The 21901-nt window shown below is 58.6% G+C and carries 21 protein-coding genes and 1 tRNA gene; 12 read left to right on the plus strand and 10 right to left on the minus strand.

Features of this window, described 5'->3' with window-relative positions:
* The first annotated feature begins 36 nt into the window (after positions 1-36).
* Positions 37-435 carry an SET domain-containing protein gene (locus HYP802_RS0118060; RefSeq protein WP_013948826.1) on the plus strand — a complete coding sequence of 133 codons (399 nt, stop codon included), beginning with the start codon at positions 37-39 and terminating at the stop codon, positions 433-435.
* 13 nt (positions 436-448) lie between these two features.
* Here the strand turns inward: HYP802_RS0118060 and HYP802_RS0118065 are convergent, their stop codons facing one another.
* The 6 genes from HYP802_RS0118065 to HYP802_RS0118090 all read right to left on the minus strand — a co-directional run bounded on the left by HYP802_RS0118065 (position 449) and on the right by HYP802_RS0118090 (position 7043).
* Positions 449-1036: an SET domain-containing protein-lysine N-methyltransferase gene (locus HYP802_RS0118065; RefSeq protein WP_013948827.1), complete on the minus strand. Its 588-nt coding sequence runs from the start codon at positions 1034-1036 to the stop codon at positions 449-451.
* Positions 1037-1328: 292 nt separating this feature from the next.
* Positions 1329-2621: an RsmB/NOP family class I SAM-dependent RNA methyltransferase gene (locus HYP802_RS0118070; RefSeq protein ID WP_024276280.1), complete on the minus strand. Its 1293-nt coding sequence runs from the start codon at positions 2619-2621 to the stop codon at positions 1329-1331.
* A 13-nt stretch (positions 2622-2634) separates the two neighbouring features.
* Positions 2635-3057: an MAPEG family protein gene (locus tag HYP802_RS0118075; RefSeq protein WP_013948829.1), complete on the minus strand. Its 423-nt coding sequence runs from the start codon at positions 3055-3057 to the stop codon at positions 2635-2637.
* 45 nt (positions 3058-3102) lie between these two features.
* Positions 3103-4617, minus strand: coding sequence for an IMP dehydrogenase (guaB, locus tag HYP802_RS0118080; protein ID WP_013948830.1), 1515 nt, complete (start codon positions 4615-4617; stop codon positions 3103-3105).
* 345 nt (positions 4618-4962) lie between these two features.
* Entirely contained in the window at positions 4963-5652 is a 690-nt protein-coding gene (locus HYP802_RS0118085) for an RlmE family RNA methyltransferase (RefSeq protein ID WP_155831363.1), read from the minus strand.
* Between the two features lie 71 nt (positions 5653-5723).
* Positions 5724-7043, minus strand: a complete 1320-nt coding sequence (locus tag HYP802_RS0118090; RefSeq protein ID WP_013948832.1) for a Ppx/GppA phosphatase family protein — start codon at positions 7041-7043, stop codon at positions 5724-5726.
* Positions 7044-7225: 182 nt separating this feature from the next.
* On the opposite strand from HYP802_RS0118090, the gene HYP802_RS0118100 reads away from it, so the two are divergent.
* From HYP802_RS0118100 to HYP802_RS0118145, 7 genes are all read left to right on the plus strand, one after another.
* The gene (locus tag HYP802_RS0118100) at positions 7226-8029 is read left to right on the plus strand and encodes a M15 family metallopeptidase (RefSeq protein WP_024276281.1); all 804 of its coding nucleotides are present in this window, start codon (positions 7226-7228) and stop codon (positions 8027-8029) included.
* 189 nt (positions 8030-8218) lie between these two features.
* Positions 8219-8292, plus strand: a tRNA-Gln gene (locus HYP802_RS0118105).
* 386 nt (positions 8293-8678) lie between these two features.
* Positions 8679-9584 carry a PAS domain S-box protein gene (locus HYP802_RS23025; protein ID WP_155831270.1) on the plus strand — a complete coding sequence of 302 codons (906 nt, stop codon included), beginning with the start codon at positions 8679-8681 and terminating at the stop codon, positions 9582-9584.
* Positions 9556-10200 (plus strand): sensor histidine kinase, encoded by a 645-nt coding sequence (locus HYP802_RS0118120; protein ID WP_013949124.1) that lies wholly within the window; start codon positions 9556-9558, stop codon positions 10198-10200. The genes HYP802_RS23025 and HYP802_RS0118120 overlap by 29 nt, the downstream gene beginning before the upstream one ends.
* Before the next feature lie 70 nt (positions 10201-10270).
* Positions 10271-10639: a response regulator gene (locus HYP802_RS0118125; protein ID WP_013949125.1), complete on the plus strand. Its 369-nt coding sequence runs from the start codon at positions 10271-10273 to the stop codon at positions 10637-10639.
* A 449-nt stretch (positions 10640-11088) separates the two neighbouring features.
* On the plus strand, positions 11089-11463 hold the full coding sequence (locus HYP802_RS0118140; protein ID WP_013949126.1) for a PRC-barrel domain-containing protein: 375 nt from the start codon (positions 11089-11091) through the stop codon (positions 11461-11463).
* A 79-nt stretch (positions 11464-11542) separates the two neighbouring features.
* On the plus strand, positions 11543-11902 hold the full coding sequence (locus tag HYP802_RS0118145) for a PRC-barrel domain-containing protein (protein WP_013949127.1): 360 nt from the start codon (positions 11543-11545) through the stop codon (positions 11900-11902).
* 518 nt (positions 11903-12420) lie between these two features.
* Here the strand turns inward: HYP802_RS0118145 and HYP802_RS0118155 are convergent.
* The 4 genes from HYP802_RS0118155 to HYP802_RS0118175 form a co-directional block, all read right to left on the minus strand.
* Entirely contained in the window at positions 12421-13632 is a 1212-nt protein-coding gene (locus HYP802_RS0118155; RefSeq protein WP_013949129.1) for a histidine kinase dimerization/phosphoacceptor domain -containing protein, read from the minus strand.
* Positions 13633-14022: 390 nt separating this feature from the next.
* On the minus strand, positions 14023-14301 hold the full coding sequence (locus HYP802_RS0118165; RefSeq protein ID WP_013949131.1) for a hypothetical protein: 279 nt from the start codon (positions 14299-14301) through the stop codon (positions 14023-14025).
* 190 nt (positions 14302-14491) lie between these two features.
* Entirely contained in the window at positions 14492-16072 is a 1581-nt protein-coding gene (locus tag HYP802_RS0118170) for a DHA2 family efflux MFS transporter permease subunit (RefSeq protein ID WP_013949132.1), read from the minus strand.
* Entirely contained in the window at positions 16069-17175 is a 1107-nt protein-coding gene (locus HYP802_RS0118175; protein WP_013949133.1) for an HlyD family secretion protein, read from the minus strand. Before HYP802_RS0118175 ends, HYP802_RS0118170 begins: the two co-directional genes overlap by 4 nt.
* 219 nt (positions 17176-17394) lie before the next feature.
* Here HYP802_RS0118175 and paoA point away from each other — a divergent pair, with 219 nt between their 5' ends.
* From paoA to HYP802_RS0118195, 4 genes are all read left to right on the plus strand, one after another.
* Entirely contained in the window at positions 17395-18030 is a 636-nt protein-coding gene (paoA, locus tag HYP802_RS0118180) for an aldehyde dehydrogenase iron-sulfur subunit PaoA (protein ID WP_013949134.1), read from the plus strand.
* Positions 18027-18977 carry a xanthine dehydrogenase family protein subunit M gene (locus HYP802_RS0118185; protein WP_013949135.1) on the plus strand — a complete coding sequence of 317 codons (951 nt, stop codon included), beginning with the start codon at positions 18027-18029 and terminating at the stop codon, positions 18975-18977. Before paoA ends, HYP802_RS0118185 begins: the two co-directional genes overlap by 4 nt.
* Before the next feature lie 4 nt (positions 18978-18981).
* Positions 18982-21192: an aldehyde oxidoreductase molybdenum-binding subunit PaoC gene (gene paoC / locus HYP802_RS0118190; RefSeq protein ID WP_013949136.1), complete on the plus strand. Its 2211-nt coding sequence runs from the start codon at positions 18982-18984 to the stop codon at positions 21190-21192.
* Between the two features lie 116 nt (positions 21193-21308).
* Positions 21309-21794 (plus strand): pyridoxamine 5'-phosphate oxidase family protein, encoded by a 486-nt coding sequence (locus HYP802_RS0118195; protein WP_013949137.1) that lies wholly within the window; start codon positions 21309-21311, stop codon positions 21792-21794.
* Positions 21795-21901: the final 107 nt, after the last annotated feature.

Here is a 21901-nt window from a genome sequence, read left to right on the forward strand (position 1 = left end):
TTGGTTTCGCCGCGATGATCGAAAGGATTGTATTTCATGCTCATGGTGAAGACCCGGCTCGGTCAGAGCGACATTGCGGGGATTGGGCTTTTCGCGGCGGAAGATATTCCTAAGGGCACCGTGACTTGGCGCTTCATGGCGCACTTCGACAGGCTGCTGACGGAAGACGAGATCGAAAGCCTGCCGGAGGTCGCACGCGCCAACCTTCTCGACCACGTCTATCTCCACGAGGCCAGCGGCATGTTTGTGCTTTGCGCCGACAACGCCCGCTTCATGAACCACGCCGACGAGCCGAACACCGAGGGCGTGCACGAGCCCGGCTCGATCGAGGGTTACGACATCGCCTCGCGGGATATCCGAGCCGGGGAAGAAATCACGTGCGACTACCGGACGTTCGACGCGCACGTCGACCGGAAGCTCGGCGGTCAGGAGTAGCGCACGCGACGCGCTACTCGCCCGGGATGATGATCGGCTCGGCCGCCGATTTGCGAGGCGATCGCCGCCGCCTCGCCGCCAGCGACGTGAGCGCCTGACCGGCCAGAATGCGGCGCTGGAGATACGGCGAAAAGTATCCTGCGTATCGCCGCCAGAGATCCGGGCGCATCCAGTCCTGTCCCGACACGTGGCCACGGCAGTGTGGCGAACCGCACGAGCACGCGAATTCGTCGTACGGCGAGCCGTCGCTCATGGCGTAGTCGTAGGTGATCTCTTCGCCGGGCGAGATATCGCGCATCGCCACGAGCGTGATCTGGCCTGAGAGGCCGGAGTTTGGATCGCAGCAATGGTTGACGTAATCCGGCGGCTCGCAGTCCGATAGCGAGACCAGATACTGGTTTTCCTCGACCTGAAGCGAATAGCGCTTCACAGTCTGAGGCATTTCGTTCAGTTCCTCGCCGGTTACGAGCGTTCCGCTCCAGACCACGATCAATTCGCCTTTGGCGATTGCGTGCCGGGCGACGACGGTATGGCCGCCGCGGTCGGGTGCGGGACGAACTTCGCATTTCGGGGAGAGGAAGGAGTGGGGCCTACCGCTCATTCATTGACCTCAATTGGCCTCACGAGCGTGGGCACGGCGTGAAATACGCATACAAAGCCGCGGTCCCTCGATTTGCCGCGAGCCAGCGGCAAACGCTTGATGAGATAGTTTGAAGGCTTGTGATGTCAACGGAGTTTCTTGGCGCCGTCACCAAGTAATCCGCTCACATTTTATGTCAGCGCGTAACGGGCGCGGGCAATCATTCCCGGCAGCAGTTTGCGTGCTGAGGAAATCTGTCCGCGCGCTTCAAGGCGACGAACCGCGGGCGCAAATCAATCCGCCGAAAGTTCGGTTATGCCTTTCGGCCTAGTGCCGCAATGAAGAACCCGTCGGTGCCATGCCGGTGGGGTGTCAACAGCAATGTGTCGGTGCGCGCGTCGGCCGACGGCGGAGGCTCGCTCGCTAACGCCGCCTTCCAGACTTCAGCCGTTGGGATGACGGAGAAGTCGGCGTTGCCTTCAAGAAACCACGCGATCTGCCCAGTGTTCTCTTCGGGAAGAATTGAGCACGTCACGTAGAGCAGTTGGCCGCCCGGCTTGACGAGGCTCGCGGCCCGCTTCAGCACGGACTGCTGCTCGGCCATCCGCGCCTTCAGCGCTTCAGGCTTCAGACGCCATTTGGCATCCGGTCGGCGGCGCCAGGTTCCGGTTCCTGTGCACGGCGCGTCCGCGAGGACAACGTCGAAGCGCGGGCCGAGGGCGTCGACCGCCACCTCGTCGCCCGCACGCAGCACCTGCACATTGCGGACGCCTGCCCGCTTGATGCGCTCGAAGATCGGCTTAAGCTGATTGCGGTCAGCATCGTAGGCATAGATCTGACCGGTGTTCTGCATCAGGGCCGCGAGCGCGAGTGTCTTGCCGCCCGCACCGGCACAGAGATCGAGCACCTGCTTGCGCGGTCCGGCGCCGGACAGCAGCGCGGCGATCTGCGAGCCTTCGTCCTGGATTTCGAACCAGCCCGCCTGAAAGGCAGCCTCAACCTGGAGGTTCGGGGTGCGCTGAGCACCGACGGGTGGGGGCACGCGAATGCCGATCGGCGACAGGCCGCATGGCTCGGCGCCGAAGCTTGCGAGCGCCTTCAGAACCTTCTCCGGCGTCGACTTCAGCGTGTTGACTCGAAGATCGGCCGGGGCACGGCGGGCCATGGCCTGTCCTTCGGCAACGGCGTCGGCACCGAACTGATCAGCGAACGACGACCAAAGCCATTCGGGAATGTCGGCCTGCGCGTGGGCCGGTGCGCCGTCGAGCGGGCGTGTCAGCCCGGCTTGCTCGGTCTCAGTTAGTGGTGGCGGCGAGTGATCGGAGCCGTCGCACGCGGCGATGACGGCTTCCGGCGTCAGGCCCAGCGCAGAAGAGGCGGCGCCGAGCGCGAGCGCGCGGGGCGTGTCCTCTCCGAAAGCCCAGGAGATCGACGCGCGGCGGCGCATGGCGTCATAGACGAGGCCGCCGATGGCGTTGCGGTCGCCGGACCCGGCAAAACGATGGGCCTTGCCCCAATCGGTCAAGGCAATGGCAACGGGCTGGTAGCGATTGATGATCGCTTCCAAGACCTCGATCGCCGCAGCGATCCGAGCACCGGCTTTCATTGGAAAAACATCTCTAGATGCCAATCAGAATTTTGATGGCGAAGACGAGCCACATGATGAAAAGGACGACGGCACCCAGCGAATAGACGCGCGTGCGCCACATGACATCGTTGCTCGTCGTGTGGATGTAGGCGTGGACGATGCGGGAGAGCACGAAGACCCAGGCCAGAACGAGTAGCAGCAGGTCGCCGACGCGCGTGATCAGAAGGAAGGCTATCAACGCGAAGAACAGCAGCGGCAGCTCGAACTGGTTGGAGAAGCTGTTTCCGAACTGCCGTGCGCGCGGGCCGTAGTTCCGGCTGTCGAGCGCGACGTCCTCCGGTTTCACTTCGCCGCGAGCGATGCTGCCGAGCCGCGCCCGCCCCATCAGACCCATCAGCACGAAGATCAGCAGCACCTCAACGAAGACCGGCAGCAAAAAGTCCGTGACTGTCATGATGTGGTCCCCGCAGGTTGGCGCAGCCGATCTCGTCTCAATAGACTACCTGCCAACGCCCGGATAGTTCGGGCTTTCGCGCGTAATCATGACGCCATGGGCGTGGCTTTCCTGGATGCCGGCGGGCGAAACGCGAACGAACTTGGCGCGCTTCTGCAGTTCCGGAATGGTCTTGGCTCCAAGATAGCCCATGCCCGCGCGCAAGCCGCCGACAAGCTGGTGTACGACGGCTTCCATCGGCCCCTTGTAGGGAACCTGGCCTTCGATGCCTTCCGGAACGAGCTTTAGCGTATCGCGGACCTCGGCCTGGAAGTAGCGATCGGCCGAGCCGCGAGCCATGGCGCCCACGGAGCCCATGCCCCGGTAGGACTTGTAGGTGCGCCCCTGATAGAGATAGGTCTCGCCCGGCGCTTCGTCCGTGCCCGCAAGCAGCGAGCCGATCATCACGCAGGAGGCGCCAGCGGCGACGGCCTTGGCAATGTCGCCGGAGAAGCGGATGCCGCCGTCGGCGATTACCGGCACGCCATAGCGGGCGGCTTCCTTGGCGCATTCCATCACGGCGGTGAGCTGAGGCACGCCAACACCCGCGACGATGCGCGTGGTGCAGATCGAGCCCGGACCGATGCCGACTTTCACAGCGTCGGCTCCGGCGTCGATCAGCGCCTTCGTCGCGTCGGCCGTGGCGACGTTGCCGGCGATCACCTGCACGCTGTTCGACTGCCGCTTGATGCGTGCGACGGCGTCGATGACCTTAATGGAATGGCCGTGCGCCGTGTCGACGACGATGACGTCACAACCGGCGGCGATAAGGCGTTCAGTGCGCTCGAAGCCATCTTCGCCGACGGTCGTCGCGGCGGCGACGCGAAGGCGTCCCTGGGCATCCTTCGAGGCATTCGGATGCTTGGCGGCCTTCTCGATGTCCTTGACGGTGATGAGGCCGATGCAGTTGCCCTGATCGTCAACAACGATCAGCTTTTCGATGCGGTTCTTGTGCAGAAGCTTTTTAGCGTCTTCCGGCGACACGTTGCGCTTCACGGTCACCAGATTGTCTTTCGTCATGAACTTCGAAACGGGCTGGTCGAGGTCGGTGGCGAAGCGGACGTCGCGGTTGGTCAGGATGCCGACGAGCTTGCCCTTGCCGGCGCTGCCGTCCGGCGCTTCGCGGCCGCTATCAACAACCGGCACCCCGGTCACGCCCTTCTCTGCCATCAGCGTCAGGGCGTCACGCAGAGATTTCTGCGGCGCGATCGTTACCGGATCGAGGACGATGCCGCTTTCATAGCGTTTGACCTGCGCGACGTGGCGGGCCTGCTCCTCGATGGTGAGGTTGCGATGGAGAACGCCGATGCCGCCTTCCTGGGCCATCGCGATAGCGAGGCGCGCTTCGGTCACCGTATCCATGGCGGACGACAGCAGCGGGATATTCAGCCGAATACTCTTGGTCAGCTGAGCCGAGACGTCCGTCTGTCCTGGCATGACGTCGGACGGACCCGGCACCAGTAAAACGTCGTCAAAGGTAAGCGCGATCGCCGAATCGAGCGCGGATAGGCTCGAAGTCATGCCGACTTCTCCAGATTTTGGGGGGCGACACGTTCAGGCCCCCTGGGGCGGAACACTGTCGCGGGGTCTATATCACCAAGATTTCCGACTTGGAAGCGTTCTTGGCCGCGTCAAATGGGGATGATGGTAACCAATTCAAGCGGCGTGCAAAAAGTGGCGCGAAAAGGCCTTTTTCGTCATACGCGTGTCGCGGAACAGGAGCAAAGAGGCGCCCACGGGGTTCAAAGCCCCCATAGGATTTGCTTCTGAGTTAGAGCCGTCGGCGGGTGCGTTCAGCGTTTCCCCAGCCCACGGCCGGCAGGGAAAGCAGATCGCGACAAGGCCTCGGCAAGAGCCGAAACAGCCTCAGTCGGCCGACCCCTCTCCCCGAAATCCCGTCGCCAGAACGTAAAGCTCTGAGCTTTCGGCGCGGCTGGCAGGTGGCTTCACGTGGCGCACGACCTTGAAATCGCGCTTCAGCATGTCGAGCAGGTCGCGCTCGGTGCCGCCCTGAAAGACCTTGCAAAGGAAAGCGCCGCCCGGCTCCAGCACGTCTGCGGCGAAGGCGGCGGCCGCCTCGGCGAGACCCATGATGCGCAAGTGATCGGTCTTGGCGTGACCGACTGTCGGTGCCGCCATATCGGAGAGCACGACATCGGCGTGGCCGTCCCGCAGGCGGGATTTCAAAAGCTCCTCGGCGCCCGGATCGGTGAAATCCATTTCAATTATATCGACACCAGGGATCGGCTCGAACGCCAGATAGTCGATGGCAACGACCTGACCTTTGCCGTCGGCCGCCTTCACCCGCTCCGCCGCTTCCTGCGACCAGCCGCCCGGCGCTGCGCCGAGGTCGATGATCCGCTGGCCGGGCTTCAGGAAATGATAGCGGGCGTCGATCTCGCGCAGCTTGAAGGCCGCGCGGGAGCGCAGACCCTCGCGCTTCGACGCTGCGACGTAGGGATCGTTCAGTTGCCGCTCAAGCCAGCGGGCAGACGAGACGGAGCGTTTACGCGCGGTCTTGACCGTCGTGCGAAGCTGCCGCTGGCCGCCGCTCAAGCTTGAATGGGCTCCGCCGACGCCGCCCTTCTTGCCGCCGGCACCGCCGTTATTACTTTTGCCGCTCACGACTACCGTGCACCCTTCCCGCGCTTGCCGCGCCCGCGACGGCGGCGGCTGGAGCGCCAGACGCCATCTTCCATCATCATTTGCATCAGGATGCCTTCACGCAGCCCGCGGTCGGCGACGCGCAGGCGATCGGCGGGCCAAAGCTGCATGATGGCATCGAGGATGGCGCAGCCCGCAAGGACGAGATCGGCGCGCTCGCGGCCGATACACGGCTGCAGCACGCGTTCGTCGTAGGAGCGCGCCAGAAGCTCGGACGTGACATTCTCGATGTCGTGCGTGCCGAGCCAAATACCATCAACACGCTTGCGATCGTAGCGGTCGAGGCCGAGCATGACACCGGCAATCGTCGTAACCGTGCCGGACGTGCCGAGGAAGTGCACGGGCTTGCCTGCGGTCCGCTCGCGGAAGTTATGTTTCGCCTCGAACGGCAGAAGCAGCTTCGTTACCGCCTCGGACATGGCCGCGAAGCTCTCCGCCGTCACGTCGCGACCGCCGAAGCGCTCTGCCAGCGTAACGACTCCGACGGGAAGCGATTCCCAGGCGACGATGGCGTCGTCGACATCGCCGCGGCCGTTCAGAGCATCCTGACGGGTTCCAAGCCGTGTCAGGTCGAGCCAGATGATCTCCGATGAGCCGCCGCCAATGTCGAAGACGAGCACGTAATCAGTGCTCGGATCGATGAGCGTGGCGCATCCGGCGACCGCCAGATGCGCTTCCATTTCCGGCGTCAGGATTTCGATATCGAGGTCGAAGCTGTCCTTTACCTTGGCGACGAAGTCAGGACCGTTGGCCGCGACGCGGCAGGCTTGGGTCGCCACGAGACGGGTGCGGGTCACATTGTGGCGATGCAGCTTGCCGGCGCAGACTTTCAACGCCTCCATCGTGCGATTCATCGCAAGCTCTGAAAGGTGGCCCGTGCGGCTGACGCCTTCGCCTAAACGAATGATGCGCGAGAATGCATCGACGACGCGAAAGCCGCGACGCGACGGCCGCGCCAGAAGCAGCCGGCAGTTGTTGGTGCCAAGGTCGAGCGCGCCGTAAATTTGTTCGCCGCCCGGCGGCTTGATCGCAAGCGACGACACCGGAATGGCGTACGGATCGCGCCGCTCGTCACGGCCGTCTGCCCGCGGCGAAGCCCGGTTCACGTACGGCTTTGAACCATTGTCGTTGCGCTTGTAGAGCTGCCGATCGCTGTCATCACGTTCGCTCTCGCTAGGTAGCGAAAGCGCGGAAAATCCAGTCGTATCTGGAATCTCGTCGTCGGATTTTTCCGGGAGCCCAGCTGCGTCGGACGCATCGGAGCCTGATTTCTCGGGCGTCAAATTTCTATCTCCAGGACCTGGTGCATCAGCAGCTTGCCGCCAAGCGCCGTGCTCATCAGGCCAATGATCTGGACCTCAGTTAGGGGGAAGTGTATCAGGTCGCGCACGCCCGTAAAGCTCTCGCGGGATGCTTAACGCCGCGCCACACATTCTCAGGCGTGCCTCGGGAATGGCGGCTTCCCATGCTGCAGCGAATTCGGTTGTTGTTCCGGGTGGTTGGACACGCTGCCTCGATCATCGCAATCTCACCCACTATTTGTGTTGCAGATGGCCTCAGCGATGAGGCTGTGGCCGGGCGACTTGCTGCGGCCTATCCCGACTCGGTGGCGGGCCTCGACGGCCGCAATCTGAAGTTCCGTGACGGAACGACATTGCCGCTCGGCAGCGACGAAGAAAAACCGTTCGAAACGTGGCTCGCGCATCCGAGCATCAAGGACATGTTCCGATATTCTTATCCGCAAGGCGCCGAGGCTCGTCCGCCAAAGTTCAATTTCGATCCGGGCCGCGCGCGCAACGCGGCATTCTTTACAAAGCTCTATGGCGACTGCCAGCAGCCGGGCTTCGCCGCGTCATTGACGACCGTCCGGTGGCTGCCGGGGAAAGCCAATCAGCGAATCACGGTGACGCGCAGGAATGGAGTCGCGGCGCATCTCCAGGCCGTCAGCGACGAACTCGATGCTCTGCCCGCGAGGTTCGACGCGTACCTCATTCCTGCCGCGGGAGGGTTCGTGTGCCGCACGATCGCGGGGACGGCGCAGCGCTCGGGGCACGGCTACGGCATTGCGATCGACGTTGCGACGACGCATTCGCATTACTGGCGATGGGCCAAGGGCGGCGCGAGCGAACGTCCACTCTATCGCAACGCAATCCCGCTCGAGATCGTGCGCATTTTCGAGAAGCACGGCTTTATCTGGGGCGGGCGCTGGTATCACTACGATACGATGCACTTCGAATACCGCCCGAAGCTTCTCGGACTGCGCCAATAGGCGCGAGCTGGCGCCGGACGACATCCAAATCGCACCCGGCGCGTGGTGACGGCACCATGCCGTAAGCTGATGTGCGCACGAGCCTTTTGGCGCAGGGGAGCGCTGAAGCGACGCCGGCCTTGCAGTCGCCCAGCGCTGCTGCTATGACGCGCCCTCTCGGCGGCCGACAGGCGCGCCTGATCCCGGCTTTGGGGGATCGTCTAATGGTAGGACTGCAGACTCTGACTCTGCCTGTCTAGGTTCGAATCCTAGTCCCCCAGCCAGCGACTAAGTTATTGATATAGCTGCATATTATGCAATTTCCGTAGGCGGAATTTCGTCGCCAAATCCGCGACTTGTCAACAGGCATTTGGGCTTTCGCGCAACTGGCCGCGTCTCTGGGAGACGTTTTCGGGCTGGAGGCCCTTTTTATCTCTGTCGGCATTTTTCGGCCGGTCAGAGTCGCATCTTTTTCTAGGCGTCCCCGGCATGGGACTGCGTCTCAAACCCGAGGACTGCGCGCTGGAGCTGCCAGTCATGTGGCAGGTCTTTGCAAAGAGAGAGAAGACACGCCGGAGTCAACTCGGGCGGATATCGTCCTGACATGAACGCGCGGACAATGTCTGGCGCGAGATACGTCAGACGCATGTGAGCCGACAGATAGTCTCGCTTGACGCCCAGCCGCTGCGCCATCGCGTCGATGGTTATGTCCCGCCCCGTCATCAGCGCCTCACGTGTTGCGTGCGCGTCGCGCATCAAAGCAGCCATCTGCCCATCCGGTGTCTCGGCGACCCCGCCGCCAACAACCAACCGGATCCCCTTTCCTGCACGGCGCAGCCTCGCACCTATCGTGAATTCTTCTCACGACGCCATCATTAGCAAAGGTCTTAATGGGATCATTCTCAGCTGGAACGGCGGCGCCGAACGGTTGTTCGGTTATCCTGCATCGGAAGCGATCGGAAAATTCATTGGCATCATCATCCCGCCTGATCGCCTTTCTGAAGAGCCGCAGATATTAGCTCGTATCAGGTCGGGGGAGCTCGTCGATCACTTCGATACCGTCCGGCGCCGTAAAGATGGCAGTATGGTGCAGATATCTCTGACCGTCTCACCGGTACGAGACGAAAACGATGCTATCATTGGCGCGTCCAAAATCGCTCGCGACATCAGCGAACGAAAAGCTATGGAAATCCGGCTTCGCGAGAGCGAGCTGCGCATTCGATCGTTGCTCGATGCGATCCCCGCGGCGCTTTTTACGACGGACGAACGGGGCAACATCTCCTATTTCAACCAGGGAGCTATGGACTACGCCTATGTGCCACCGAAAATTGGAGCAACTTGGCAAAACTACAAGCTTTACCGTCCAGATGGGTCGGCGATCTCGCTTGAGCATTCACCCACGGAACTGGCCCTCAAAGAGGGCAGATCAATACGCAACCAGGAAGTCCTGATCGAAAAGGCCGACGGGACGCGCGTCCCGATTATTCCCTATGCGACGCCGGTCATTGATGCAGAGGGCGAGGTTTTCGGCTCAATTAACATTGCTGGTGGATGTCAGCGAGCGCAAACAAGCTGAATCCCAACAGCTTATTTTGTTCAACGAATTAAATCACCGCGTCAAAAACAATATGCAGACGTTGCAAGCCCTCCTTCTGCTTTCGGCTAACAAAACCCCCAATCAGGAAGCCCAGGCCGTTCTTCGCGAAGCTTCGGCAAGAGTGGCCGCGATGGCCGCTGCTCAGAAGGTTCTTTATACGACCTCCGAAGTAATGAGCTTTAACGCAGCAGAGTTTTTAGCGTCGGTTGTCGCCGCGGCGCGAACATCTTTTGCAAGCGAAATAACCATCAATCAAGAGGCATCCGATATCTCGCTTTCGACCGACGTCGCAATGCCGCTTGCCCTAATTCTCAATGAACTTCTTACGAATGCTGCGAAATACGGAACCCGAGAAGGGCGACACACCACACTGTTTGCGCGGCTTGTCCGCGAGCACGATAATATTATATTGAGCGTGCAAGACGGAGGCCCCGGTTTTGACATCGAGAACATCGCCGCGTCTGGCTTACAGCTGGTCCAAGGTCTCGCGCGACAGATAAGAGGTCAGCTTGCAGTCAGCAAATCACCCACGCGATGCGCGGTTTTATTACCGAGCGATATCGAAAAGCACCCGCGTCGCGCCTCCTCTGCTTGAGGATTTCTTAGCGAGAGCTTTTTATCGCGCCTTCGCTGCGCCGGATGACGCCGGGGCGGCGCGCAGCAAGATGCGCATCCTGATTGTGGAAGACGAATATCTTCTGGCTTGGCAGCTTGAAAATGCACTGCGCAGCGCCGGCTATGGAATAGCCGGGCTTGCTGTCTCGGCAGAAGAGGCTGTTCGTTTGGCTGAATCGGAGCGCCCCACACTAATCATCATGGACGTTCGCCTGGTAGGCGAGCGTGCTGGTGTCGATGCCGCGATCGAGTTATACACGCGGTTCGGGACTCGTTCTATTTTCGCGTCCGCCAATGCAAGTGAGGCCCTAAGAGAACGCGCTCGGCCTGCCAATCCGCTGACGTGGATATCAAAACCTTATATGCCGCAAGATATCATGCGTGAGCTCGAAAAGCTCATTCCGGAATCCGACGCATAAGTTGGCGGCCGGACGGCCCTAAGGGCAACCGCCATCGGGGCGGTGGGTATCACGGCCAAAGTCCAGGCAGGATGAAAAAAGAAGTCTCCGACAAACAAGGGAAGCGCTGCAAAGAGAGCGATCATTGCTATGCTGAGACTGGCACCGATAGCGAGGGCAGCATCGCAACCGCCGCCGCATGTTGCGGCTTCGTCTAGCCAAGATCGGATCAGCGCCCGTCCTCGCTGACAGGACGACTATCGACAGGGCAGATGCCGTAGAGATGCACAAGTTCCGATGTCGGAGATTTCGAAGCGATCTGCATCTGATCTTCCCACTGCGGCCATCGGGAACTGTTAGGCATTCTGCAAATTAAAACGTTCTCGATCTGCGATCGCGGGAACGGAAGCTCGAACGGGAACAATCCGGCAGCGGAAATCTTTTGCAAGCACAAAGCAAGGAGATGCCCGATGAAAAAACTATCTCTCAACGTCCTCGCCGCCGCTGGCTTACTGATGGTCAGTGCGGCAACGCTCCCAGCATTCGCAGCCGACAACATGCAGACGGCCGATGAATTCCGTACCAGCAAGCTCGTTGGCGCGAAGGTCTACAACAATGCCAACGAGAACATCGGCAGCGTCGAAGACATTATTCTGAAACCTGACGGTACGATGGACGAAGTCGTGCTGAGCGTCGGGGGCTTTCTTGGTATCGGCGACAAATATGTGGGTGTGCCGTTCAGTTCGCTGAAGGTCGGCCGCGACGGAGACAGCATGAAGATCTCCACCGACGCAACGAAGGATTCGCTGAAAGCCTTGCCGGATTACAAGTTCTACAAATCGTGAACCTAAGGCCGCGCTAAAACCTGCAGCAACGTTGAAGAGCCGGGATCACTCCCGGCCTTCACCTTCAGGAAGGAGGGACATGGAAACGCCCGATGAAACGCTGACGTTAATTTCCGCCGGCAAGGTGCAGGGCACTCCCGTGCTCGACGCCGACGGGAGGACGATGGGCGAGATCTACGATGTGATGCTGGAGAAGCGTACCGGCAAAATCGCCTACGCGGTGATGTCCTTCGGTGGTGTGCTTGGTCTCGGAAAGAAATACCATCCCGTACCTTGGTTTGCATTGAAATACGTTCCTGACGCCGGCGGCTATGTTGTCGGTGTTCCGAGGGAGGGCTTGGAGAATGGACCCTCTTTCCTCGATGAAGCCGGACCTTGGGATAAGGAAACAACGGACAAAATCGAAGGCTATTATGGTGGTTGGCTCAAACCGGCGTGAGCGCCATGACCAAGGCTACTAAAGAGATTGAAGGGCCTACTGCAAGATGCTCGGAAGGCTATCTGGGCGAGCGGAATTAAGACGCAGGAAAGAATTGTTTGGGATTGACGTTGGAACGTGCCGGATCGTGGCTAGTTCTCCTTTCAAAGCGTGCATTGAAAGGTCGCAAAAGGTTCTCACAACATGGCCCAAGCCAGACCGTACACAAAGCTTTCGGACGTCTTCCCAAACAGGCATGCCCTCGAAGATTCGAGCACAACGCCCGACGGCGCGCTTGCATGCTTCGAACAAGCACTGACAGCCATCGACGCAATGAACAATGAGCAGCGCGAGGAGATTTTGAAGACCCTCACGGCTTGGCTCATGACTGACAAATTCGGCTCGCATGCCCGTGGCGCCGTCTATGGGCTTCAACGGTATGCGATTGCCGACTGCCTTTTTGACAATCCGACTTGGGAGCCACCTGCCGGCGGTCGATTTCTCGGGATATAGCGAGGGTTCTGAGACGTGCTGCGCCGCTAGGATTGAAAGTTTAACGGAAGCAATACAGTAATTTCTGTCCCTGGCGACAGTCGATTGATGGTCACTTGGGCTCCCAGCTGCTGCGCAAAAGCACTGATCATTCGCATCCCGAGGCTCTTGCCATTCTGGAACTCGAAGTCTGGTGGGAGCCCCGCTCCATCATCGCGCACGGCCAACACGACCTTCTCAGCGCCCGAGCGCGTCACCCGCACCCAAACTTTTCCGTTTGCTCTTTCTTCGTAAGCGTATTTGGCCGCGTTCGTGATGAGCTCTGTCACGATAAGCGCCGTCGATATCGCGCGATCGGTGGCGATAATAATGCCGCGTTCTGACTCAACTCGGACGTCGAGCTGTGACATGCCCGCATCGACATCCTTGCAAACTTGCTCGACATAGGCGCCGAGATCCAACGTCTCTATATCATCGGTCTGATAGAGCCGCTCATGGGCGCGGGCAACGGCGTTGACGCGCGCGCAGGCCTCGGCAAGGCGATCCGCAATCTTCGGATCGTCGTCTTCTCGCGCTTGCAGCCGAAGCATGCTGCTGACAAGTGCAAGGCTGTTTTTAACGCGATGATTGATCTCTTTGATCAGGACTTCCTGGCGATCAATTGCAGCCTTCAGAGATCGTTCGTAGCGTTCGCGCTCGATCGCCATGCCGAGGACGTTGGCAGCACCCTGAAGAAACGCGAGGTCGTGTTCGACAAAATCATCATCCGACCGGCTGTCGACCTCAAGAACGCCGAACGGTTTGCCATCGCCTTGCAAAATGACATTCATGGCACGCTTTACGCCGTGCGCCGCCAAAATTTCTGGGGTCCGAAAGCGTTCTTCGTTCTCTAGGTGATTTGAGATGACCGCCTTGCCTGTGCGTAATGCAAATCCGGCTGGCGATTCCGTGTCAGCGCCTACCGTCGCCACGCCAACGATGCCAGGCTCCCAACCTACTCCCGCGCGAATTAGGAAACGATTTTCTGAGGGGAGGTATTCCAACACTTTACAGAAGTCGGCGCGCAAGCCTTGCGCCGTCAGACGCGCTGCTTCCGTCAGTAGCTCGGCCAGAGATGCACCTTGCATGGCCGTTACGCCAAGTTCCGCAAGAAGTTCCTGCTGCCGAATGCGCTGCAGAAGCGCTCGCAAAGTAATATCGGGCGGCCGCTCCTCGGGGCGAGGTTCAACGACAGGCGGTGCCTCATCACTCTCCGACATCGTTAAACTCCAACTGTGAAGGTCCGCGTCAGTTGGAACTTAGCCTAGGATTACTTTTATCGATAGCGAGACATAACGACAGCCGAGTTGGGCCAAAAGACCGAATTTCCTCGGTCCGCCGCGCCTCCACGGGCTTAGTCTTCGATCCGGGGACCGTCTGTTCGCACCTGCCGATCCGCTAACGTCGACATCCAAATCGATGAGTTGGTCCCATCGCTTTTCGAATTCCACCCGACATAATTCCTTTAGCCGCAAAAGCATTTCGTTCGCCGGATCGCCTTTGAGCTCATCGGTGTACTTAGCAAACCAAGCTTTGGCGTTGTCGGCTTCCTCCAACAAGGTTTTGATTTGTGCGGCTCTATCCATGCTCTCGGTGGGCTTGTTCAGCGCTTAGACACGGCGCCAGAGGATAATCGTCAGCAGGGCGCCCGCGATGGCGCAGAGATACAGCAGCAGGCTCGGCAACAGTTCGAGAATGACACCGATATGAAAGCCCATGAACGACCCTGCGATGCCCACGAGCGCATAGGTGACGTCGCCAATTCCTCTCGCTTCTGCGACCCGGCGCCCGAGCCAACTCCGGCTCCCGCGATTCATGAAAATTCCGACGACGATACCGATGAGGACGAGTAAAATAAATGTCGTGATGGCCGTCGTAAGGATGGGCATGCGGGATCTCCAATGCTGGCGATCCCCAAACGCGCGAGCCGTAAAAAAGTTCAAGAGACAAGCTGCAACCTAGACTGAGTACGAGAGCGCAGACAGCGCCCTGCATACTGTTGTACACAACGGCGTCAGAAACGGCAAAATAGGGCAAAGTGTTTTTAGCATGGCGGCCCCCACGATAGCAGCGCAAAGACTAGTGTTGTGGGCCCTTTCCGAGAGGAATCGAGCGCAATAAAAAGGCAAATGGAAAGGCAATGACGCAAACCACGGCCATTACCCAGAATGTGTCGATATACGACAGTAACGTTGCTTGCTTCAGGATGACCTGGCCGACAAGAGCTTCAGCGCGGTGCATAGCATCCGTCGCCGAAGATCCGCTGCTTTGCAGGAATATTGTCGCTTGGCGTAGCGACTCCTGAAAATGGATGTTCGACGGAACAGCATTTTCGACAAGCCTGCTTTGGTGGAACTGCTCGCGTTGCTGCAACGACGTCTGCACCATGGCCAAGCCGATGCTACCACCCAGATTGCGTGCGATGTTGATCAGGCCAGCGGCTTGGCTGGTGTCGCCGCCTTTGAGGCCGGCATAAGAGGCCGTCGTAATTGGAATAAAGAGGAACGGTAGGCCGGCCGCCGTAAACATGCGGGTCCAGACCGCGTAGAAGAACGAAAGATCTGGGCTAAGGCCTGTCAGAGTCCACATCGAAAAACCAATGATGGCGAGCCCGAGCGCGATCAGATATTTCGGCTGCACTTTTCCTGTCAAATAGCCTGCAATGGGCATCATCATCATTGTAACGAAGCCGCCAGGAGATAAGGATAGGCCAGCTAACGTCGCATCATATCCGAATTCGTTTTGAACGAGTTGAGGCAGGAGCTGGATGGAGCTGAAAAGCACGCCTCCCGTCACGAGCATCATGATGAAGCACATTCCAAATTGGCGTGTGCCAAGCAAGCGCACCTTAACGAGTGGATATTTTCGGGACAGCTCCCACGGAACGAACACCGCGAATGCTGCTGCCGATAAGCATGCAAACGCGATGATAAATGTCGACTCGAACCAGTCGCTGCGTTGCCCTTCATCAAGAACGACCTCCAGCGCGCCGAGACACAGCGCTACCAGCAAAAAGCCCACTAAATCGAAATTCCAAAGGCTACGTTTGGGGTCGTTTTTCGTTTTCTCTTTTTTATCCGCATCGACAAAAGTGCCGACGAGGAACAGGGACAGAAGACCCATCGGGATATTGATAAAGAAGATCCAGTGCCACGTGGAATAATCCGTGATTGCTCCACCAATTGTCGGCCCTACCGTCGGTGCTACGACGACAGCGAGACCATAGACTGCAAATGCGCTGCCGCGCTTTTCCGCCGGGAACGCGTCCGCAAGAATTGACTGTTCGCTCGGCGCTAAGCCGCCACCACCGAGCCCCTGGAGAACGCGAAAGAAAATTAGAGATTGAAGACTCCAAGCTATGCCACAAAGAAAAGATGCGAACGTGAATAGCGCGACGCAGAACATGTAGAATTTCTTGCGCCCAACCATCGATGACAGCCAAGCACTTGCTGGCAGGATCACCGCGTTCGCGATCAGGTAACTCGTCAGCACCCAGGTCGCTTCGTCGTAAGAGGCACCCACGCTTCCGGCAATATGGCGCAACGCAACGTTTGCAATGCTGACATCTAAAACTTCCATGAACGTCGCGATCGACACAATGAATGCGATCAGCCATGGATTGATCTTTCGCGGCCCTCCAGCTTTGGCGTCGTTGCTCATCGGACCTTCACTTCGGGGACAACGGACATTCCAGGTCCAAGAGTCACGTCGGAGGGTGGGTTGTCGATTTCTATTTTCACGGGAACGCGTTGCACAACTTTAACGTAGTTGCCCGTCGCATTCTCCGCCGGAAGCAAACTGAATGCAGTGCCTGATCCTACTTGGATGCTATCGACGTGTCCTTTGAATTCGCGGTTCGGATAAGCGTCTATTTCGATAGAGACCGGTTGTCCTGGCCGCATATCCGTTATCTGTGTTTCCTTGAAATTCGCGGTTACCCAAATGTGCGACGGAACAAACATCATCAGGTTTTGTCCGACCTGGACGTACTGCCCCCTTGCGGCTGTCAGCTGGACGATCTTTCCGGACTGTGCAGAAGTCACATGTGTGTACGAGAGATTGAGTTCGGCGAGCGCTTCGTCGGCCTTGGCGGCTTCCACGTTAGCCTCAGCACTCACTTTCTGGGCGAGTAGCGCCGTCAACTGCTTCTTGGTGGCTTCGACGCTCGCCATGGCTCGCGCCGACGTTGCCTGTGCCTGTTGCAGTTGAGATCGGGTCTGCTGCGCTCGTTCGACTGTGCCAACCGCGGATTTGACGAGCGCCTGAGCGCGATCGTTTTCCTGCTTTGCGAAGACGAGCGCGGCATCTGCTTCCTTCTTCTGTTGTTCAGCGGCCGTGACTTGGGCTTTCTGCGCTTCGATTTGTGCGTCTTCGTTGCCGACGGTTGCCACGGCCTGCGAAACGCGCGCTTTGGCTTGAGCGAGCGATGCCTCATAATCGCGAGGATCGATTTGCACCAACAGATCGCCGGCGGACACACGTTGATTGTCGGTTACCTTTACGGCATCGATATAGCCGGCAACCTTCGAGCTTACGGCAAATTGCCGAGCGTCGATAAAGGCATCGTCCGTCCATTCGTAGTGGCGCGCGTTAAGCCACCAAACAAGAACGCCGACGGCAGCAGCAGCAAGTATTGCAATGATCGCTGCCGTAATCCAAGGGTGCGCAGGAATGAGTTCGCCGAAATGAACCGGCGCCTCGTCTTGTTCTTCGTGCTGTCTATCATCGGTCGCTGTGGGCTCTGTGGTTGAACGCTGGTCCATATGAGCGGTCTGGCGGCTTTGACTTCTGCTGAATACCATACGACGTTCAATACATTATGGTTCCTCCTGACATTGCATCCCGAGTCCTTGTTCTAGCCGCTGAGCTAAATCGCGCTGACATAGAAGAAACTTCGCCCCGTCATTGAACGAATCCCGTTTCCACCGAGTTACAGGCGAATACGGAGCCATGAGTGGGCCTGCCGGGAAAGGGTGAGATCCATGTCGAAGTCGACTGGTTTCGAAATGTCTCGTCGGCACGTGCTCGCAGGGAGCGCGGCGTCAGCTGCGGCAGTGAAGGTGGCAGGCGTCGCAACTCCGTCTGAAGCCAATGCGGAGCAAATTTTGAATATTTCGGTTCGATTTGCAGTCAATGGAAGGAAACAGGAACTTTCTATTGACCCGCGCACGACGCTCCTCGATGCGCTGCGCGAACACCTCTACCTGACAGGCACAAAGAAGGGCTGCGACCATGGCCAATGCGGTGCCTGCACCGTTCTGGTAGACGGCGTGCGAATAAATTCATGCCTCAGTCTCGCCGTCATGCACGATGGCGACGAGATAACGACAATCGAGGGCTTGGGAACGCCGGATAAGCTCCATCCGATGCAAGCTGCCTTCATCAAGCATGACGGATATCAGTGCGGCTATTGTACGCCTGGCCAAATATGCTCGGCAGTTGCGGTTTTAGACGAGATCAAGCGGGGCATTCCGAGCCACGCTCAAGAGAACCCGGCTGATCAGCCCCGCGCCACAAATATCGAAATGCGCGAGCGGATGAGCGGAAATATTTGCCGCTGCGGGGCCTATTCCAACATTGCAGAAGCTATGGCCGAGATCGCCGGAGTTAGCGAATGAAGGCTTTCTCATACGAACGCGCAAAAGATCCAGTGTCTGCGGCGCGAGCGGTCGCTGGCCGGACTGGCGCGAAGTTTATCGCTGGCGGCACGAACCTCCTTGACTTGATGAAGCTGGAAATTGAGGCACCAACCCACCTCGTAGATGTTCAAGATCTAGGCTTCGACAAGATCGAGACTACCGGCGACGGAGGACTGCGGATCGGTGCGCTCGTGACAAACACTGATCTTGCTGCGGATGCGCGCGTTAGACGGGACTATCAAGTTCTTACCCGCGCAATCGTAGCGGGCGCATCGGGGCAGCTTCGAAACAAAGCTTCGACCGCCGGTAATTTGCTCCAGCGTACGCGATGTCCATATTTCTATGATACGAATATGGCGTGCAACAAGCGCAGTCCCGGATCGGGCTGCGCCGCAATTGCCGGCTACTCTCGTCAACTCGGAATTATTGGAATAAGCGGATCATGCATAGCTACTTTTCCAGGTGATATGCCGGTTGCGATGCGGCTGCTCGACGCCGTCGTGGAAACCATAGACTCCCGCGGTCAGCAGCGTTCCATTCCAATCGCAGACTTTCATCGCTTGTGGGGGGATACTCCCCATGTTGAAACGACACTGCGCCCTGACGAGTTGATAATTGCCGTCACGCTGCCGGCGCCGCTTGGCGGCAAGCACTTCTATGAAAAAGTCCGCGACCGCGCTTCCTACGCCTTTGCACTCGTCTCGGTCGCAGCCGTCATTCAATCGGATGGGAGCGGCCGCGTCGCGTTCGGCGGCGTTGCGCCTAAGCCGTGGCGCGTCGAAGCGGCCGAGTCCCTTCTTCCACAAGGCGCAGAAGCCGTTACCTCGCGTGCATTTCAAGGTGCGACGCCAACGAAAGATAACTCATTCAAGCTGACGTTAGCGACGAGAGCGCTCGCATCCGTCATCGAGCAGTCGAAGGGCTAAACCAATGAAATTCGACACGCCCGCCGGCGCGAATCCGATCGATAAAATGCTGGTCGTAGGGCGCGCTCGCGAACGCATCGAAGGGCCGCTGAAGACAACCGGTAGTGCCCCGTACGCCTATGAGCACCATGAGCTTTCAGATCTGGCTTACGGCTTTATCCTTGGATCCGCGATCGCCAAGGGGCGTATTCACTCAATGGACCTCGCGCAGGCGAAGGCATCTCCTGGAGTGGTTGCTATCGTTACCGCGCAAGACGCGGGCAAGCTCGGAAAAGGAAAACGCAATACCGCGAAACTGCTTGGAGGGCCCGAGATCGATCACTACCATCAAGCGATTGCGATCGTGGTGGCTGAAACATTCGAACAGGCCAGAGCAGCTGCATCGCTTATTCGGGTCGATTACGATCGTTCCCCAGGCCAGTTCAATCTCGCCGATCGATGGAAGAGTGCGCCCTTCGCCGGCGATCCGAATAGCGGTTCGCCCGCGAGGGAAGAGCGCGTCGGTCATTTCGAGCAGGCATTTGCGGATGCACCCGTGAAGCTCGACGAGACTTATGTCACGCCAGATCAAAGCCACATGATGATGGAGCCCTTCGCATCCATTGCTGCGTGGAGCGGCGACGAACTTACAGTTTGGACATCTAATCAGATGATCGACTGGGGCCACACGGATCTCGCGACGACCCTCAATATACCAAAAAATAAGGTCCGTTTGATCTCGCCGTACGTCGGCGGGGGATTTGGCGGGAAATTGTTTCTCCGTTCAGACGCACTGACGGCTGCGCTTGGCGCTTTAGCTGCGAAGCGACCCGTCAAAGTGGCCATGCCGCGCCCGTTGATTCCGAATAATTCCACCCATCGACCAGCGACGATTCAGCGTATCCGCATCGGCGTCGATCACAGCGGCGCTATCTTGGCGATCGCGCATGAGAGCGGATCGGGCAATCAACCAGATGGGCATCCAGAGACGGCTGTCAACCAGACTAAACTTCTTTATGCCGGTGCAAACCGATTGACGTCGATGCGGCTTGCCGTGCTCGACCTGCCCGAGGGCAACGCGATGCGTGCGCCGGGCGAAGCTCCAGGTCTTATGGCCTTGGAAATCGCCATCGACGAAATGGCAGAAAAGCTTGGGATGGATCCCATAACTTTTCGAGAAAAGAATGATACCCAAGTCGATCCGGAAAAACCTGAGCGCCGATTTTCTGATCGGCAATTGGTACGATGTATGCGCGAAGGCGCCGATCGGTTTGGTTGGTCGAAGCGAAATTCTTCGCCCGCTCAGGTACGCGAAGGGAGATGGCTAATCGGGATCGGCATGGCCGCCGCATTTCGGAACCATCTAAATGTGCCTTCCGCAGCCCGCGTGCGGCTGAGTTCCGGCGGTGAGATCATTGTCGAAACCGATATGACTGATATCGGAACTGGCAGCTATACGATCATCGCGCAAACCGCCGCAGAGATGATGGGCGTCAACTTGGATGATGTTGTCGTGAAGCTTGGCGACTCGGCTTTTCCAGTCTCAGCTGGATCGGGCGGCCAGTTCGGCGCGGCTAACGCCACATCCGGCGTGTACGCCGCATGCATCCAGTTAAGAGAAGCCATCGCGCAGCGTCTGGGCTTCAACTCGGCCGACGCCGAATTCGCGAACGGGAGCGTGAGAAGCGGCAATCGCTCATCAAGCCTCAAGGATGCCGCAGCGTCGGGAGAACTCGTCGGGGAGGACAAAATCGAATTCGGTGATCTGGCAAAAACTTATCAGTTGTCCACGTTCGGCGCGCACTTCGTCGAGGTTGGAGTCGATGCTTTTACCGGTGTCGTGCGCGTTCGCCGTATGCTCGCGGTCTGCTCTTCGGGCCGTATTTTAAATCCTAAGTCAGCGCGTAGCCAAGTCATCGGCGCGATGACCATGGGCGTCGGCGGCGCGTTGATGGAAGAACTCGCAATCGACAAGAGGTATGGCTTCTTCGTCAATCACGACCTCGCCAGCTATGAAGTGCCTGTTCATTTGGACATACCTCACCAGGACGTCGTGTTTCTCGATGAGATCGATGACAAGGCCAATCCAATGAAGGCCAAGGGCATCGGCGAACTCGGCCTTTGTGGCGTCGGCGCCGCGGTCGCCAATGCCGTCTACAATGCCACTGGTGTGCGCGTTCGAGATTATCCGATCACTCTTGAAAAGCATTTGGAATGGTTGCCAGCGGTGACGTAGTTCGGCGAGTTATGGCCGATCTATGTGCGAGCTATCCCTTCAGACCGACTTTGCGTTTGGAACTGCACAGCATGGGGATGTGTTGCCATTGGGAAAGTTCTGTTCCGGAACACCTCATGACTGACACAAAAGAACACCTTCACGACCTGCTCAAGGATTTCAGCGGCGCGATGCTGACGACACGGACGGCCCAAGGCGGACTGCACGCGAGGCCGATGACGATCGCCAAGCTTGCAGACAATGAAGAACTCTATTGTGCCACCGGCTTGTCTTCCCCGAAGATAGCCGAGATTTCTAATGATCCCCACGTGAGCGTGACATTCCAAGTCACCAGCGAGTATGCCGCTCTTTACGGAGTAGCGCGTGTGGTACGCGACCGGGAAACTATCGAAAAGTTATGGTCGGAAACATGGCGCATCTGGTTTGCTGGTGGGAAGGACGATGCAGACCTATGCCTTCTAGCCATCTCTCCGAAAAGTGGGGAATATTGGGACAATAGTGGCTCCCGCTGCGTCAAATATCTTTTCAGCGGCAAGAAAGCGGTCTTGCAGAAAAGCACACCGGAAACAGACGACACTCAGCACGCCAAAGTGTCACTTTGATTGGCACGGTCCCCAAGTAAATGGAGCATCCACTGCGCCCGGCGAACAACCTAAGACCGTGCGCAACAGCCGCCCCCAATCCTGGAATGGCCGAGAGATCTTATAGA

Origin of the sequence: Hyphomicrobium sp. 802 (genome assembly GCF_000526135.1) — a bacterium.
Taxonomy (GTDB): domain Bacteria; phylum Pseudomonadota; class Alphaproteobacteria; order Rhizobiales; family Hyphomicrobiaceae; genus Hyphomicrobium_B.